At 27.8% G+C, this 15,475-nt stretch carries 15 protein-coding genes; 6 read left to right on the top strand and 9 right to left on the bottom strand.

Going from position 1 to position 15,475, the window contains the following annotated elements:
* Position 1: 1 nt before the first annotated feature.
* On the bottom strand, positions 2 to 994 hold the full coding sequence (gene moaA, locus BLV71_RS05030) for a GTP 3',8-cyclase MoaA (protein WP_093869493.1): 993 nt from the start codon (positions 992 to 994) through the stop codon (positions 2 to 4).
* Between the two features lie 69 nt (positions 995 to 1,063).
* Positions 1,064 to 2,833 (bottom strand): MutS-related protein, encoded by a 1,770-nt coding sequence (locus BLV71_RS05025; RefSeq protein ID WP_093869492.1) that lies wholly within the window; start codon positions 2,831 to 2,833, stop codon positions 1,064 to 1,066.
* A gap of 70 nt (positions 2,834 to 2,903) precedes the next feature.
* Here BLV71_RS05025 and uvrC point away from each other — a divergent pair, with 70 nt between their 5' ends.
* On the top strand, positions 2,904 to 4,694 hold the full coding sequence (uvrC, locus tag BLV71_RS05020) for an excinuclease ABC subunit UvrC (RefSeq protein WP_093869491.1): 1,791 nt from the start codon (positions 2,904 to 2,906) through the stop codon (positions 4,692 to 4,694).
* A gap of 2 nt (positions 4,695 to 4,696) precedes the next feature.
* Entirely contained in the window at positions 4,697 to 6,898 is a 2,202-nt protein-coding gene (locus BLV71_RS05015) for a patatin-like phospholipase family protein (protein WP_093869490.1), read from the top strand.
* A 3-nt stretch (positions 6,899 to 6,901) separates the two neighbouring features.
* Here the strand turns inward: BLV71_RS05015 and BLV71_RS05010 are convergent, their stop codons facing one another.
* Both BLV71_RS05010 and BLV71_RS05005 read right to left on the bottom strand, forming a co-directional pair.
* Positions 6,902 to 7,942, bottom strand: a complete 1,041-nt coding sequence (locus BLV71_RS05010) for a sensor histidine kinase (protein ID WP_093869489.1) — start codon at positions 7,940 to 7,942, stop codon at positions 6,902 to 6,904.
* 64 nt (positions 7,943 to 8,006) lie between these two features.
* Positions 8,007 to 8,705, bottom strand: a complete 699-nt coding sequence (locus tag BLV71_RS05005) for a response regulator transcription factor (RefSeq protein WP_093869488.1) — start codon at positions 8,703 to 8,705, stop codon at positions 8,007 to 8,009.
* Positions 8,706 to 9,030: 325 nt separating this feature from the next.
* On the opposite strand from BLV71_RS05005, the gene BLV71_RS05000 reads away from it, so the two are divergent.
* Positions 9,031 to 9,747 (top strand): 3'-5' exonuclease, encoded by a 717-nt coding sequence (locus BLV71_RS05000; protein WP_093869487.1) that lies wholly within the window; start codon positions 9,031 to 9,033, stop codon positions 9,745 to 9,747.
* A gap of 3 nt (positions 9,748 to 9,750) precedes the next feature.
* Here BLV71_RS05000 and BLV71_RS04995 read toward each other — a convergent pair whose 3' ends face one another.
* From BLV71_RS04995 to BLV71_RS04975, 5 genes are read right to left on the bottom strand one after another with little or no spacing between them, the layout of a single operon-like run.
* Complete coding sequence (locus BLV71_RS04995; RefSeq protein ID WP_093869486.1) at positions 9,751 to 10,149, bottom strand: hypothetical protein; 399 nt, start codon at positions 10,147 to 10,149, stop codon at positions 9,751 to 9,753.
* A 10-nt stretch (positions 10,150 to 10,159) separates the two neighbouring features.
* Positions 10,160 to 11,479: an outer membrane beta-barrel protein gene (locus tag BLV71_RS04990; RefSeq protein WP_093869485.1), complete on the bottom strand. Its 1,320-nt coding sequence runs from the start codon at positions 11,477 to 11,479 to the stop codon at positions 10,160 to 10,162.
* A complete protein-coding gene (locus BLV71_RS04985) occupies positions 11,480 to 12,001 on the bottom strand; it encodes an RNA polymerase sigma factor (protein ID WP_369813934.1) in 522 nt (173 codons plus the stop codon). It abuts the gene before it with no gap.
* 42 nt (positions 12,002 to 12,043) lie between these two features.
* Complete coding sequence (locus BLV71_RS04980) at positions 12,044 to 12,760, bottom strand: hypothetical protein (RefSeq protein WP_093869483.1); 717 nt, start codon at positions 12,758 to 12,760, stop codon at positions 12,044 to 12,046.
* A 13-nt stretch (positions 12,761 to 12,773) separates the two neighbouring features.
* Positions 12,774 to 13,088 (bottom strand): DUF4377 domain-containing protein, encoded by a 315-nt coding sequence (locus BLV71_RS04975; RefSeq protein ID WP_093869482.1) that lies wholly within the window; start codon positions 13,086 to 13,088, stop codon positions 12,774 to 12,776.
* A gap of 71 nt (positions 13,089 to 13,159) precedes the next feature.
* On the opposite strand from BLV71_RS04975, the gene BLV71_RS04970 reads away from it, so the two are divergent.
* From BLV71_RS04970 to BLV71_RS04960, 3 genes are all read left to right on the top strand, one after another.
* Positions 13,160 to 14,134: a LuxE/PaaK family acyltransferase gene (locus BLV71_RS04970; RefSeq protein ID WP_093869481.1), complete on the top strand. Its 975-nt coding sequence runs from the start codon at positions 13,160 to 13,162 to the stop codon at positions 14,132 to 14,134.
* Positions 14,135 to 14,186: 52 nt separating this feature from the next.
* The gene (locus BLV71_RS04965) at positions 14,187 to 14,951 is read left to right on the top strand and encodes an NYN domain-containing protein (RefSeq protein WP_093869480.1); all 765 of its coding nucleotides are present in this window, start codon (positions 14,187 to 14,189) and stop codon (positions 14,949 to 14,951) included.
* A gap of 65 nt (positions 14,952 to 15,016) precedes the next feature.
* Positions 15,017 to 15,472, top strand: coding sequence for a YHS domain-containing (seleno)protein (locus tag BLV71_RS04960; protein WP_093869479.1), 456 nt, complete (start codon positions 15,017 to 15,019; stop codon positions 15,470 to 15,472).
* The last annotated feature ends 3 nt before the right edge of the window (positions 15,473 to 15,475 follow it).

Raw genomic sequence — 15,475 nt, 5'->3', positions numbered from 1 at the left:
GTTAACCTCCAATAGTACTCATACTTTCTGAAACGTTTCCTTTTTTTCTATTCGCTTCAGCCACAAAACCATTTTCTGGTTTTTCTTTTACTAAAGATAAAAACAACTCTTTTAAATCGTTGTTACTTGCTCCATTTCGAATAAAGTCACGTAAATTAAAAACACCATCATCAAACAAACAATTTTTAAAAGTACCTGTTGAGGTAATTCTAATACGGTTACAATCATTACAAATAGTTCTAGTAAAAGCAGGAATTATTCCCACAGTTCCTAAATGATTTTTTGCTTGATAATTTCTAGAGGTCGATGATTTTTTTGCAGGAATTTCTTCAACATCAAATTGCGATTGTATTTCTTGTAAAATTCGTTTAAAATTCCAATTTTCTTTTAAGTCACGTTGCCCACTTCCGTTAAAAGGCATTTCTTCAATAAAGCGAACAGCAATATTTTTTTCTTTTGTTAAACGAACAAAATCATTGATTTCATCTGTATTGAAACCAGATTGTACAACTACATTTAATTTTAAGTTTAATGAGCTTTTTTCTAATAACTCAAAGGTTTTATATACTTCAGGAAAAACATCACGTCTTGTTATGGTTTTAAATTTCTCTTCCTGTAAACTATCAATACTTAAATTGATGTTCTTAATCTTTTTAAGGCTTTCTAATTTTTCTAAGTGTTTAGAAACTAACGCTCCGTTAGTAGTAACATTTATGGTATCTAATAAATCGTTATAAGAAAGCATTTCTAAAAAGCCAATAAAGTCTTTTCTAACAAAAGGTTCTCCACCAGTTAAACGTACTTTATTTACACCTAATTCAGTAAGTACTCGAATAATTCGATACATTTCTTTATAGGTAAGCAATTCTTTTCTTGGAACAATGTCAATACCATGAGCAGGCATGCAATATTGACAACGCAAGTTACATCGATCAGTTACTGCTAACCGAACATAGTTAATTTGTCGTCCAAAACTATCAAGAAGTGTATGCATTTAACAAAGGTACGTATTAATGAATCAATTTTTTCCTGTCATTTATCATAGTTTATTGAAAACTAAGATTTATACAATTTCCATTTTTTGTAATAAAAAAGAAGCGTTCATATTTTTACAAATACCATTTTTCATTTCATAATCAAAATACAATTCATTATTAACAATTTCAGCATCAAAATAATAATTAGCTATTTGTGAATGTTCATTTGCTAATTCACATAAACTAACATCGTGAGTAGCTATTATTCCAGTAGATTTTGAACCGTTCAATTTTTCAACAAACTTTTTTGAACCAATAGCCTTATCTTTACTATTGGTACCTTTTAAAATTTCATCTAGTATTATAAAATAAGTATCAGTTTTTATTTCATCAACAATAAATTTTAAACGTTTTAACTCTGAATAAAAATAAGATTCATCATCTGTTAATGAATCAGATGTTCGCATACTGGTTATTAACTTTATAGGTTTGTAATTGTAACCTTCAGCGCATACAGGTAATCCACAATTGGCCATAACTATTGATAAAGAAACGGTACGTAAAAATGTACTTTTCCCGGCCATATTTGCTCCAGTAATAATAAAAAATTGCTCGTTATTAATAGTAAAATTATTATCTATTCTTTTTGATGGATTTAATAAAGGATGCCCTAAGTTTTTTGCTTGAATAGTTGTTTCTTTTTCCTGAATAATAGGAAAAACATATGAAGGTTGATTATAAACAAAGTTAGCAAGTGAGTTTTGAGCATCAAAAAAGCTAACAGTTTTAAACCATTTATCAACAGTGTTTTTGTATTGATTAATCCAACGCTCAGTTTTAACAGCATTTAAAATGTCCCATAAAAACAACCCGTTACCAACTACAGCTATAATGATGTTGTTTCTTTGGTCAAAAGCATCCAATATTTTAGAAAATTCTTTAAAAATTGCTGATGCTTTTTTATTTTCTGAAGTAATATCTTGTTGTTTATGTTTTAAGATGCTAGAAGTAAAATTTTCATTTTCTATTTGTTCTAGTAAAAGATGATATTGTTTAAAGATATCTTTAGCATTACCGGCTTCAGTATATAGTTTTTGTATTTTTTTTATAGTATATCCAGTAATTGCTAAACCAATAAAAAACCATGTTAATACTATTGAAAATGTAATTATTTTGAAACTAAATAAACCAATAAGTAGTATTGAGATGGTAGAGAAAACTTTAGAAAATATAGCTAAAAAGGGAGGTAATTTTGAGGTGTAATTTGTAATCCAATTAGTAATTTCTGCTGTTTCTTTTTTAGAAGAAACAGCAGTTTCTAACGCAGAAAAATGCTGACGCCACTTAATTTTTGAGGCTAATTCTTGTAAAGCAAGTTGTTTTTCTTTAATGCCTGTAATAACATTACTTACCAATGTTAAAGCAAGTTGCTTTTTTCCATCATTGGTTACAGTTCTGTTTATATATTGAAAAAAAGAACCTATTCCGAATAAATCAATATCGTTACTAAAAAAGTGTGATGGATTTATAAATTCTTCACCAGTATCTAAATCAAAATAGCGCCTGTTTAACACATTAATTTCAGTAGTGTTAATTGCTTTTTTTGCAGTAATAATTTTTCGGTTGTCTTTTAGTTTTTCATGTTTTAATACTAAAAAAGCAAAAAGAAGTAATCCTACTATACCTAGTATTAAAGGAATCTTAGAAAGTTGAAAAGTAAAGTAAATACTTATTGTTGTAGATAAAAAAATTACAAAACGTAAAACACGAACAGTAATAATTTTTTTTGTAATTGTTGTGTAGCTTTCTTCTAACTCAACAAGTTGTTTTTTATAAAAATGTAATGGTTTTTGCATCTAAAAATAAATATGGATAAATGTACGTTATTACAGTTAATTTCTTTTTATAAAATTGTATTTTCGTTGTATGCCTACAGCTTTAGAATTACAAGTTAAAACACTACCAGATTCACCCGGAGTATATCAGTATTTTGATAAGGATGATGTTATTATATACGTGGGTAAAGCTAAAAATTTAAAGAAGCGAGTATCATCTTATTTTACTAAGAATCACGACAATGGAAAAACACGAATTTTAGTAAAGAAAATTGTACGAATTGAACATGTTGTAGTTGATACGGAAACTGATGCGTTACTTTTAGAAAATAACCTAATTAAAAAATACAAACCTCGATATAATATTTTATTAAAAGATGATAAATCATATCCATGGATTTGTATTAAAAAAGAGCGTTTTCCACGAATATTTTCTACTCGTAGGGTAATTAAAGATGGATCTGAATATTTTGGACCCTATACAAATGTTAAAACCGTATATGCTTTATTAGACTTAATTAAAGAGTTATATCCGCTTCGAACGTGTAATTATGATTTGCATGAAACTAAAATTAATGCAGATAAATATAAAGTTTGTTTAGAATATCATTTAGGAAACTGTAAAGGACCTTGTGAGGGGCTACAAACTGAAGAAAACTATTTGCGAGATATTAAAGCAATTAGAGATATTATTAAAGGTAATTTTAAAGAAAGTTTAGAACAATTTCATCAAATAATGCTTGATTTTGCAACTGACATGAAATTTGAAGAAGCTCAAAAAATTAAAGAAAAATTAGATTCTTTACAAAATTACCAAGCAAAATCTACAATCGTTAATCCATCGATTAATAATGTAGATATATTTTCTATTATTTCTGATGAAACTCATGGTTATGCTAACTTTTTTAAGGTTATGAACGGTGCTATAGTGCAGTCGTATACCACAGAAATAAAGAAGAAGTTAGATGAAACAGATAAAGAATTACTGGAGTTATTTATTATTGAAACTCGCCAACGATTTAATTCATTATCAAGGGAAATATATGTGCCTTTTAAAGTGAATCTAGGAGAGCATATAAAAGTTACAGTTCCTAAGTTAGGTGATAAAAAACGGATAGTTGAGTTATCAGAAAGAAATGCAAAATATTACCGTCAAGAACAGTTTAAACAAATTAAAATTGTAGATCCTGAGCGTCATGTAAAACGTATTATGGGACAAATGCAAAAAGATTTACGATTACATGAAGAGCCAAGACATATTGAATGTTTTGATAATTCAAATATTCAAGGAACTCATCCGGTTGCTGCTTGCGTTGTGTTTAAAGATGGAAAGCCTAGCAAAAAAGAGTACCGTCACTTTAATATAAAAACGGTTGAAGGACCTGATGATTTTGCTTCAATGGAAGAAGTAGTATACCGAAGATATAAACGTTTATTAGAAGAAGAAAAATCATTACCACAGTTAATAGTAATTGATGGTGGAAAAGGACAGTTATCATCTGCTTTAAAGAGTTTAGATATTTTAGGGTTAAGAGGAAAAATAGCTATTATTGGTATTGCTAAACGTTTAGAAGAAATCTATTATCCAGGTGATAGTGTTCCTTTGTATTTAGATAAAAAATCAGAATCTCTTAAAATTATTCAATACTTACGAAACGAAGCACACCGTTTTGGAATTACTTTTCATCGTAACAAGCGAAGTAAAAGTGCTATACAATCAGAATTAGAAGAAATACCAGATATTGGTAAACAAACCATTACTAATTTATTACGTACATTTAAATCAGCAAAAAGAGTTAAAAGCGCTAATTTAGATGAATTAAAAGAAGTGGTTGGCTTGTCTAGAGCTCAAAAAATTTACCAGTATTATCATAAAAAATAACTATGAGAAAAATACTTTTTTTATTACTTATTCCAACTTTTTTATTTGCTCAAGAGCAACCAAAAATCGGATTAGTTTTAAGTGGAGGTGGAGCAAAAGGGTTTGCCCATGTTGGTGTACTTAAACAACTAGAAAAGGCAGGAGTACAAGTTGACTATGTTGGAGGTACTAGTATGGGAGCAATTATTGGTGGGTTATATTCGGCTGGTTATTCTGCAAATCAAATTGAAAAAATTATTGAAGGGGCAGATTTTATGTCGTTACTTCAAGATAAAGTAAGTAGAAATAACAAACCATTTTTTATGAAACAACATGGTGAAAAGTATGCTATTTCACTACCTATAAAAAAAGGAGGAGTTGGATTGCCTTTAGGATTATCAAAAGGACAAAATGTACTTAATTTTTTAACTGAATTATTAGCTCCTGTTGATAATGTCAATGATTTTTCAAAACTACCAATTCCGTTTTATTGTATTGCAACAAATATTGAAACTGGTAAAGAAGTTATTCTTGAAAAAGGATCTTTGCCCCTAGCTCTTAGAGCAAGCGGAGCTTTTCCTTCGTTATTAAATCCGGTAGATATTGATGGTAAATTATTAGTTGATGGTGGTGTTGTAAATAATTTCCCTGTTGATATTATGAAAACTAAAAACATGGACCTTATTATTGGAGTGAATGTTCAAGGTGAATTATTAAAGAGAAAAGAATTAGAGTCGGTAGCTTCTATTTTATTACAAATCATTAATTTTCAGATGTATGAAAAAGCTGATGAGCAGGTAAAATTGTTAGATATTTGTTTAAAACCTAATATTTTAGAATACAGTGTTATTTCTTTTGATAAAAAGCAAGAAATTTTAACAGAGGGAATTCGTGTAGCAAAACCTTATAAAGTTGTTTTTGATAGCATTGCTAAATTGCAAAAAGCAAAGAAAAGAAGACCTCAATTAAAATTTTCTAACGATAAAATATTAGTTGATAGAATAATTATTAAAGGGAATAAAAATTATACAAATAACTATATTTTAGGAAAGCTACAGTTAAAAGAAGGTGATAGTGTTTCATATAATGATATTTCAAAAAAAATTAGCTCATTAACAGCTACTAAAAACTTTGAAAGAATAGATTATCATTTTGAAAAATCATTTAAAGGAAAAAAGTTAGAACTTAAAGTTAAAGAAGATAATATTAAATCTTTTTTACGTTTTGGGTTGCATTATGATTTGTTGTACAAATCGGCAGTTTTATTAAATTATAGTCATAAAAAATTATTAAAGCAAAATGATGAGTTTTCTTTTGATGTAGGAATTGGTGATAGAATTCGTTATAATTTAAATTATTTTATAGATAATGGGTTATTGCCTAGTTATGGTTTTTCTTCAAGATACAATTCTTTTAGAGGAGCTTTTCTATTTAATGATGCTGTTATTAATAGAATTAACATTAGATATATAGATTTTACAAACGCTGTTCATTTACAAACTACAGTTGATAAAAAGTTTGCTTTTGGTATTGGATTAGAGAACAAAAAAATTAAAATAACTTCAGAAACAATTTTAACGAATGATAAAGAAACTGTTTTTGATAATAGTAATTATGTAAATGCTTTTACATTTTTAAAGTTAGACACTTATAATAAAAAAATGTTCCCAACAAGTGGATTTTATGCTGATGTAGATTTTAAATGGTTTATTTGGTCTGATAGAAATGAAAATATTAATCAAAAAGAGATTGTATTAACAAATAAATATAGTCAGTTTTCACAGTTGTCAGGAACTTTAGGTTTTGCAAAAACTTTTTACGACAAGCTTACTTTTCAATATACATCAGAAGCTGGATATACATTAGGAAACGTAGCTTCAGGAATATTTGATTTTAACTTAGGGGGATACAATAAAAATTATATTAATAATTTTAAATCTTTTTACGGTTATGAAATAGGTGCTCTAAGTAATCAATCTTTTTTAAAATCAGAATTTAATTTTAGATACAGTGTTTTTGATAAACAATACGCAACATTTATAGCAAATTATGCACGTGTTGAAAATGATATTTTTGCTGACGGTAAGCTATTTAAAAACACAAAATCTGGTTACGCTTTAGGTTATAGTGTAGAAACGCTTTTAGGACCTGTAGAAATCAAGTATTCTTGGTCTCCAGATCATAAAGAAAAATATTGGTTATTTAACTTAGGTTTTTGGTTTTAAAGATCACATTGCTTTTTCTAAAGTAAAAGAAAACTCTGAGCCTTCACCATAATTACTTTTTAAAAGTATAGTTTCACCATGTGCTTCAATTATATGTTTAACAATTGATAACCCTAAACCTGAGCCACCTTGTTCTCTAGAACGGCTTTGATCAACTCTATAAAAACGTTCAAATAAACGTGATAAATGTTCTTGCTTAATTCCTTCACCGTCGTCAATAACTTTTATAATAAACTTGTTTGGATTATAACTTTCTATACTAACTGTTGTTACTCCACCTACTTTACCATATTTAATAGAGTTAACTACTAAATTAATTAACACTTGTTCAATACGTTCAACATCACCTTTTACAAAAAATGGAAACTCATATAGTTTATCAAACTTTAGTTTAATGTTACGTTTTTTTGCTTTCATTTCAAACAAATCAAAAACGTTTTGTATTAATTCTAAAATATTAAAAGGCTCAATATTCATTTTCATTCCCTCAGTTTCAAGCTTAGCAATCATATCTAAATCTTTAATAATAGAGGTTAATCTTTCTACTCCTTTATTAGCTCTTTCTAGGTATTTTGTTCTAATCTCTTGATCATCAGCAGCACCTTCTATTAAGGTTAAAATATATCCCTGAACGGTAAAAAGAGGTGTCTTTAATTCATGAGCTACATTTCCTAAAAAATCTCTTCTAAAAGAATCTCTTTGTGTTAAATGAGCAATTTCTTCACTTTTTCCTTCAACATATTCTTGTACAGTTTTTGTTAAAGCTTCGATATCTGTTGTAACTTTTTTTCGTTTTAAATCATTAATATCTAATACAGAAATATCTTCATATAATTTTTTTATTCTTTGATATATAAAATGCTCTGTTCTATATTGAATGATAAAAAAAGAGATTATAAAAAAAAGAATTCCAAAAATAATAATGGTAATACCACCTATGAAATTATAAAATAAAAGATAAGAAAGCGCAGCAAAAATTATTGAGAGTAGAGTTAAATATAGCGCTGACCAAAGGGCGTATTTATATGTTTTTTTTATTTTCATTTTTAGTATAAATAAAAGTAGATTGCTTTTCAGCAATCTACATAAATATTTTTATATGATTTTATTAGTTATCTAGTTCTTCTAAAACAAATTTATAACCAACACCTTTTACAGTTTTAAAATAATCATCACCAATTTTTTCACGTAGTTTTCTAATATGAACATCAATTGTTCTTCCACCTACAACAACCTCATTTCCCCAAACGCTATCTAAAATAACTTCTCTTTTGAATACTTTTCCAGGTTTTGAAGTTAATAAAGAGAATAGTTCAAATTCTTTTCTTGGTAATGAAATTTTAACATCACCTTTAAAAACAACATATTCATCTCTGTTAATAACAATATCTCCAATTTTAGTAGTTGAATCAGCTTTTTCTTCTGTTTTTAAACGACGAAGTAAAGACTTTACCTTACTAACCAACACCTTTGGTTTTACTGGTTTTGTAATATAATCATCAGCACCAGCATCAAAACCAGCAACTTGAGAATAATCTTCACCTCTAGCGGTTAAAAAGGAGATAATAACGTTTTCAAGAGATTTTATATTTCTAATTTTTTCACAGGCTTCTATACCATCCATTTCAGGCATCATAATATCTAATAATATTAGATGGGGATTTACTTTTTTTGCCGTTTTAACTGCTTCAGCACCATTGTTTGCGGTAAAAACTTGATATCCTTCAGATTTTAAGTTATAACCAACTATTTCTAAAATATCTGGTTCATCATCAACTAATAAAATCTTAATATCGCTAGTATTCATACATTAATTTTTAAGTAGTAATACCCAAAAGTAACGATAAAATAACAAATTGTCCATACTCCTAGTTAACTTAACATTGATTTAATGTTTTATAAACTTTAGAAAAAGTTACTAGTTAAAAATCAGAAACTTACCATTTTTATTGCTTGGATATTGTGTTGTTTCTACTTTTAAATATAGAATAATGAATTAAAGTCAATTTTTGTATATTTAAAAAAATTGATTTTATGAAATGCATCACCACACTAAGAATGTTTACTGTAAAATGTAAACATAATTTTAAGTTATTCAACCCAAACTCTTTAATAATATTAAAAAGGAGGTTATGTTAAATAAGTTAGCGTTACAAAATGTATTATTTTTAGATATTGAAACAGTACCTCAATATGAAGGGTGGAATCAAGTATCTGAAAACGAACAAGAATTATATGCTTTAAAAACGAAGTATCAACGAAAGGAAGAGTTTTCTCCTGAAGATTTTTATGATAAAGCAGGTATATGGGCAGAATTTGGTAAAATAATTTGCATTTCAGTTGGGTACTTTATTATTAAAAATAATAAAAACCAACTAAGAGTTACTTCATTTTATGGAGATGATGAAACTATACTGTTGAAAGATTTTAAAAAATTATTAGATAAGCATTTTAACTTAAAAAAACATCTTTTGTGTGCTCATAATGGAAAAGAATTTGATTTTCCATATATCGCTAGACGAATGGTTGTGCACCAAATTCCATTACCAGATATGCTTAACTTATTTGGAAAAAAACCATGGGAAGTTAACCATATTGACACACTGGAATTATGGAAATTTGGTGACTACAAACACTATACCTCTTTAAAACTATTAACACATATTTTAGGAATACCTTCACCAAAAGAAGATATTGACGGAAGTGAAGTTGCTAATGTGTATTATAAAGAGAAAAATTTAAAACGAATTGTTGAGTATTGTGAACGTGATACTATTGCAGTTGCCCAACTAATACTTCGTTTTTGTAATAAACCGTTATTAGACGATACAGCTATTGTAAAAGTTTAATATCTAATTAACAGGTATTGTTTTTTCTTCGAAAATATCATTACCATTATTGTCTTTACCTTTCCAGAATTTAAAAATATAATCTTCTTTTTGTTGAATTTGGATTGGTATTTTTAATTCTTTAGAGATAGTTTGCTGTGAACAATTTGCATTTAGCTTTTCTAAAGCTCTAATTGCAATAATTCTTGCATTCCCATCACTTTGATAGTATAAACTAAAAAAAGAGTGACAGCTGTTAGGTAAGGTATATTTTACCTTGATAGTATCTTTAGATTTATAGGTGAAACTTTGTGGAGTAAAAGATTCATCGATAGTTAATAATTTAACAACCTGGTTGTCTTCACTATCTAGAGAACATGCTGCAAGAGATAAAGCAAAACATAATAAAAGTAATTTTTTCATGACATAAATTTTAAAATTGATAACTAATTCCTGAGTATACACCAAGTGTGTATGGTTTAAATCCGTTTGAGTTTTTTGAAAAAGTGTTTAAGTGTATTTTAAACATTGGATTTACAACGAATTTTATTTTTTTATTAATTGAATATTCGAGATCGAGTCCTAAATTCCCACTAAAATTGAGTGTGTTTAAATTAGAAGCTTTCCCAATGGTTTGTGATATTCTTTCTGATGTTACTGAAACTTCATTTTGATTTAAAAATAATGAGCTAAAGCCAGTAACTATTTTGGTGTTAAATTTTGAAGTTTTTAAGACAGCGTACTTTAGTTCAATAGGAACTTCAATATAACTATATGTTTGGTTTAAAGATGCTTCACTAGTAACGATACTCGCGCTACTTAATGTGTTAACATCAGTAGCATTATTAGACTGACTTAAAATAAGCAAGGGACTAGATGTTAGTTCTACACTTTCTAAACCAGCTCCTCTTACATTTGCCATAACCGACAAGTTTTTATTTGTAAAACCAACTTTTTGTGTAAATAACCCTGATTGTATAGACCATTTATTATTTAGTTGATAGGCTACTCTTATACCATAAGAAATATTGTTATCACCTGTTAAACTAGCTGAGGTTAAACTTTTATCTAAAGCTGAGCTTTGCGTAAGAGAGTTAGCATGAGTTAACGCAAAAACAGGAGATACAGACCATTTATCCTTATTTGTTTTGATAGTTAACACACTATCTTTTTTACTTATTTCAGCAAGAAAGTCTTTTTTTGTAAACAGTTTTTTTAGAGTATCTTTTTTAACTACATTTTTTTCTTTTTTCTTTTTTTCAATAATAATCTTTTCCATAGCTCTTTTTTTATCCGATAAAACCCCTTCAACTATTTTACCAGATACTATCTTTTTACGTGCAATTAATTTGTTATTTGTAGCTCTTTTTTTTGATGAAACATTTATAGTTTTCTTTTCTGCTATTATTGTGTTTTTTTCTTTTAAACTATTGTTACTATTCTCTGTTATTAAAGGTATATCAGTATCTATTTCTTTTTTATGATTATTAAAATCATCAGGAGTTTTAACAATGTTTTCAGTTGGGTTAATAACCGGTTCTAAAGGAATAGTATTTTTAAAAAAAGGATATAAAACAAAACCTAATATAAAAACAGCCGTAATACCACTATACAACCACCACATAGGTAAAATTCTTCGTTTTTTCTTTTTAAGCTTAGCCTCAATATCATCCCACATTTCAGGCTTAGGTGAAGCTTCAAATCCATTAAGCTTTTCTTCAAATAATCTGTCTATGTTCTTTCTATCATTCATTTATGCTTCCTGTTGCATTTTTTGATAAACTTCAATTTTTCTTTTTAATAATAATCTTGCTCTTGATAAATTTGACTTAGATGTTCCTTCAGAAATTTGTAGTATTTTGGCTATTTCTTTATGTGAAAATTTATCTAAAACGTATAGGTTGAATATCAGCCTATACCTGTCTGGTAATTCTTGAATTGTTTCTAATAAAAAAGAGACACTTATTATAGAATCATCGTATTCAACTTCTTCAATATCTTCAATAGATTCTTCTTTTACTATTTGTAAAGGAGATTTCTCTCTATATTTTTGAAGAGCAGTATTTATAGCTATACGTTTCATCCAACCTTCAAAAGAACCTTTGTTATTATATTGTTTAATTTTTTTAAAAATAGTTAAAAAGCTATCTTGTAAAGTATCCTGAGCATCTTCATAATTTCTAGAATACTTTAAGCAAAGTCCAAAGAGCTTATCAGAAAAAAGTTGATAAACCTTTGCTTGTGCCTTAATATTTTGCTGGCAACATTGCGCTATGATTTCTTTTAAATTAATGTGCTAAATATTTTTTTAAAAATACTAATATTTTAACACTGCTACTCCATTAACACACTCTATATTAGTAGGTTTTGGAGGAATGTCGCAAGTAGAAACAATTCCCCACTTTTTATTATAAAAATCTTCAGCTTTTGTGTAATTTTCTACCTTTTTTAAAAAACCTGAGACATCAATTTTTTTAGAATAAGCAATATAACCTTGAGATCCTCCACAAGCTTTGCTTCCATAATTAGTATATGCCCAATCATTTGAATTTTCACAAGTTTTACTTGTAGCTATAGTATGAAATATGCTATACATTTTTAGCAATTCTTGATGTTCTTTTTCTCTTTCTGTTAAGGCAGTTTTTACAACTAACTCTTTCTCAGTTAAAGAAACAATTTCCCAATTAAAATTTCCAGGAAAATTATCTAATTGCACTTTTATTAATACTTTGTCAGCATTATAAGTACCTTTATCATCATAAAAAGTTAAAGGAGGAGTACCACAAAACCCTGAAGTTTTCTGTATAAAAATATTAGCATCATTAAATGCAACACCATACTCTTTTTCTGGTAATGATTTAACACGTTTAAAAGTTATTGTTTCTCCATTATGTTTAGCTTTAGCCCAAACACCTTTTAGTAAATTATTAGAATCAAAAGGGATATCATTATTATTACACCCAATAAGTAATAAGCTAATAAAAGCAGTTAAAATACAAATAAAGGTTAGTAGTCTGTTCATTTTAGTTTTCATAATATTTTGTTTGTTAGCAAGGTAAGTTTTCAGAAAGTTTCTTTGTTTTTGTTAGTACTCTAACTAGGGAAAACGTTTTTTCTATATCATTTTCAGAAACTATTAATTCATATTCATAACCATCTTCATAAATAAAGCCTTTAATATCCCTATTATAAAGAGTCCAATCATTAAAGCTTTTTTCTTTAATTAAAATTCCTTTTTTTAAAGAATTTATGTTGTTGACTATTCTTTTAGATGCAATAGTTATTAACTTTTCTTTTTTTGGCTTTTTAGATATGGTTCTTGTAAAAAGCGAACTTATTTTGGTGTAAATCATGGTTCCCATACGTTGTCTTTTATACAAGATGCAGAAAAACTTAAAAGGTTGCGTAGAATACTCTTATTTTTGTAAAAATTATGCAAAACAAGGTTTTTAATATACAGTCAGAAAAAGAGTTTAACGAAGTAGCGTTATCCGTTTTTAAGCATCAGTTTAAAAATAATAAGATATATCGTTCTTTTTGCGATTTATTATATATACATCCATCAGATGTTGATACTATTGATAAAATTCCATTTTTACCAATACAATTTTTTAAAGATAAGCAAGTAGTTTCATCAAATGACGAGGTTCAAGAAGTTTTTACAAGCTCAGGAACCACAGGGACTTCTACAAGTAAGCACCATGTAACAGATTTATCATGGTATGAAACTAGTTATTTAAAAGGTTTTAAACATTTTTATGGCAATATTCAAGAGTATGTTGTTTTAGCATTGCTTCCTAATTATTTAGAACGAAAAGGCTCTTCTTTAGTATATATGGTTGACGATTTAATTAAGCGTTCTGAAAATTCTGAAAGTGGTTTTTATTTGAATAATTTATCTGAATTGGCTGAAAAACTTATCAAATTAGATAAACAAGGTCAAAAAGTACTACTTATAGGAGTTTCCTTTGCTTTACTAGATTTAATTGAAAAATATCAATTCAATCTTCAAAATACCATAGTTATGGAAACTGGAGGAATGAAAGGTAGAAGAAAAGAATTAATACGTGAAGAGTTGCATCAAATATTAGGTAACGGATTTGGTGTTGAAAATATTCATTCTGAATATGGAATGACTGAATTATTAAGTCAAGGATATTCCAACGGTAAAGGAGTTTTTAATTGCCCTCCCTGGATGCGTCTATTGACTAGAGATACAGAAGATGCATTAACTATTTTACCAAAAGAAAAGTCAGGAGGAATTAACGTAATTGATTTAGCAAATTACAATTCTTGTTCATTTATAGCAACACAAGATTTAGGAAAAGTACATACTGATACTAGTTTTGAAATTATTGGACGTTTTGATAATTCTGATATTCGAGGTTGTAATTTACTTGTTTTATAATTTGTTTTTAAATATCTTTCCCTAAGAAAAAAGCTTGTAAAAAGTTCATTATATGGATGTAAACTCAAATTTAGCTGTACTTATTGATGGTGATAATATTCCTTCAGCTTATGTAAAAGAAATGATGGAAGAAATTGCTAAATATGGTAATCCTACTATCAAAAGAATTTATGGAGATTGGACAAAGCCAAATTTATCAAAGTGGAAAAACTTATTACTAGAAAATGCGATAACACCTATTCAGCAATATGGGTATACTACTGGTAAAAATGCAACAGATTCAGCAATGATAATTGATGCAATGGATATTCTTTATTCTGAAAAAGTAAATGGTTTTTGTTTGGTATCAAGTGATAGTGATTTTACAAGATTAGCTACTAGGTTAAGAGAGGCTGGAATGCAAGTAATTGGTATAGGTGAAAAGAAAACCCCGAATCCGTTTATTGTAGCTTGCGATAGGTTTATTTATATAGAAATATTAAAAAGTAAAACTGCTATACAAAATATAGAAACTGGTAAGGAAGAATCAACAAAATATAATGTTGATAAAATTACTAGAAAAGAAATTGAATTAATAAGCACAACGATAGCTGATGTATCTGATGATGATGGTTGGGCTTTTTTAGGTGATGTAGGTAGTTTATTGCAAAAGAAACAACCTAATTTTGATTCAAGAAATTTTGGTTTTGATAAGCTTACTCCTTTAATAAAGTCAATTGATAAATTTGAAATTGAACAAAGAGAAAGTCCAAAAGGAAGACACAAATTAATTTTTGTAAAAATCAAAGAAAAAAAAACAAGAAGCAAACGTCGTTAAATAACGATTCTATAAATTTTAATTAAAAAATGTAAGTACTCTTACTTTTTATCGACTCTCTCTTTATGAAAAACATATATACTCTTCTAATAGTGATGTTTTCTGCATCACTTTTCGCACAAACAACAGATTATAATACTAAAAAGGGCTACATAGCTGAAGGTTATGATGTTGTTTCGTATTTTATAAATGCAAAACCTAAAAAAGGAAAATCAAAACATCAAACAACGTACGATGGAGTAAAGTTTAAATTCTCATCTGAAAAAAATAAAAATTTATTTGAAAAAAATCCAACTCAATATATTCCTCAATACGGAGGATATTGTGCATATGCTATAGCGGCAAAAAAAACAAAGATGTATATTGATGCTGAAGCTTATGAAGTTAGAGATGGTAAGTTGTACTTGTTTTACAGTTCTTGGTTATCTAATAAATTAGAAGATTGGCAAGAAGGTGATACTAAAAAACTACAATCAAAAGGAGATAAAAACTGGGAAGAAATAAAACACATTAACAAGTAGAGC

It is taken from the genome of Tenacibaculum sp. MAR_2010_89, from assembly GCF_900105985.1.
Classification (GTDB): Bacteria; Bacteroidota; Bacteroidia; order Flavobacteriales; family Flavobacteriaceae; genus Polaribacter; species Polaribacter halocynthiae.
Note: the sequence above shows the minus strand (reverse complement) of the source record. Positions and strands in the feature narration are given on the sequence as shown.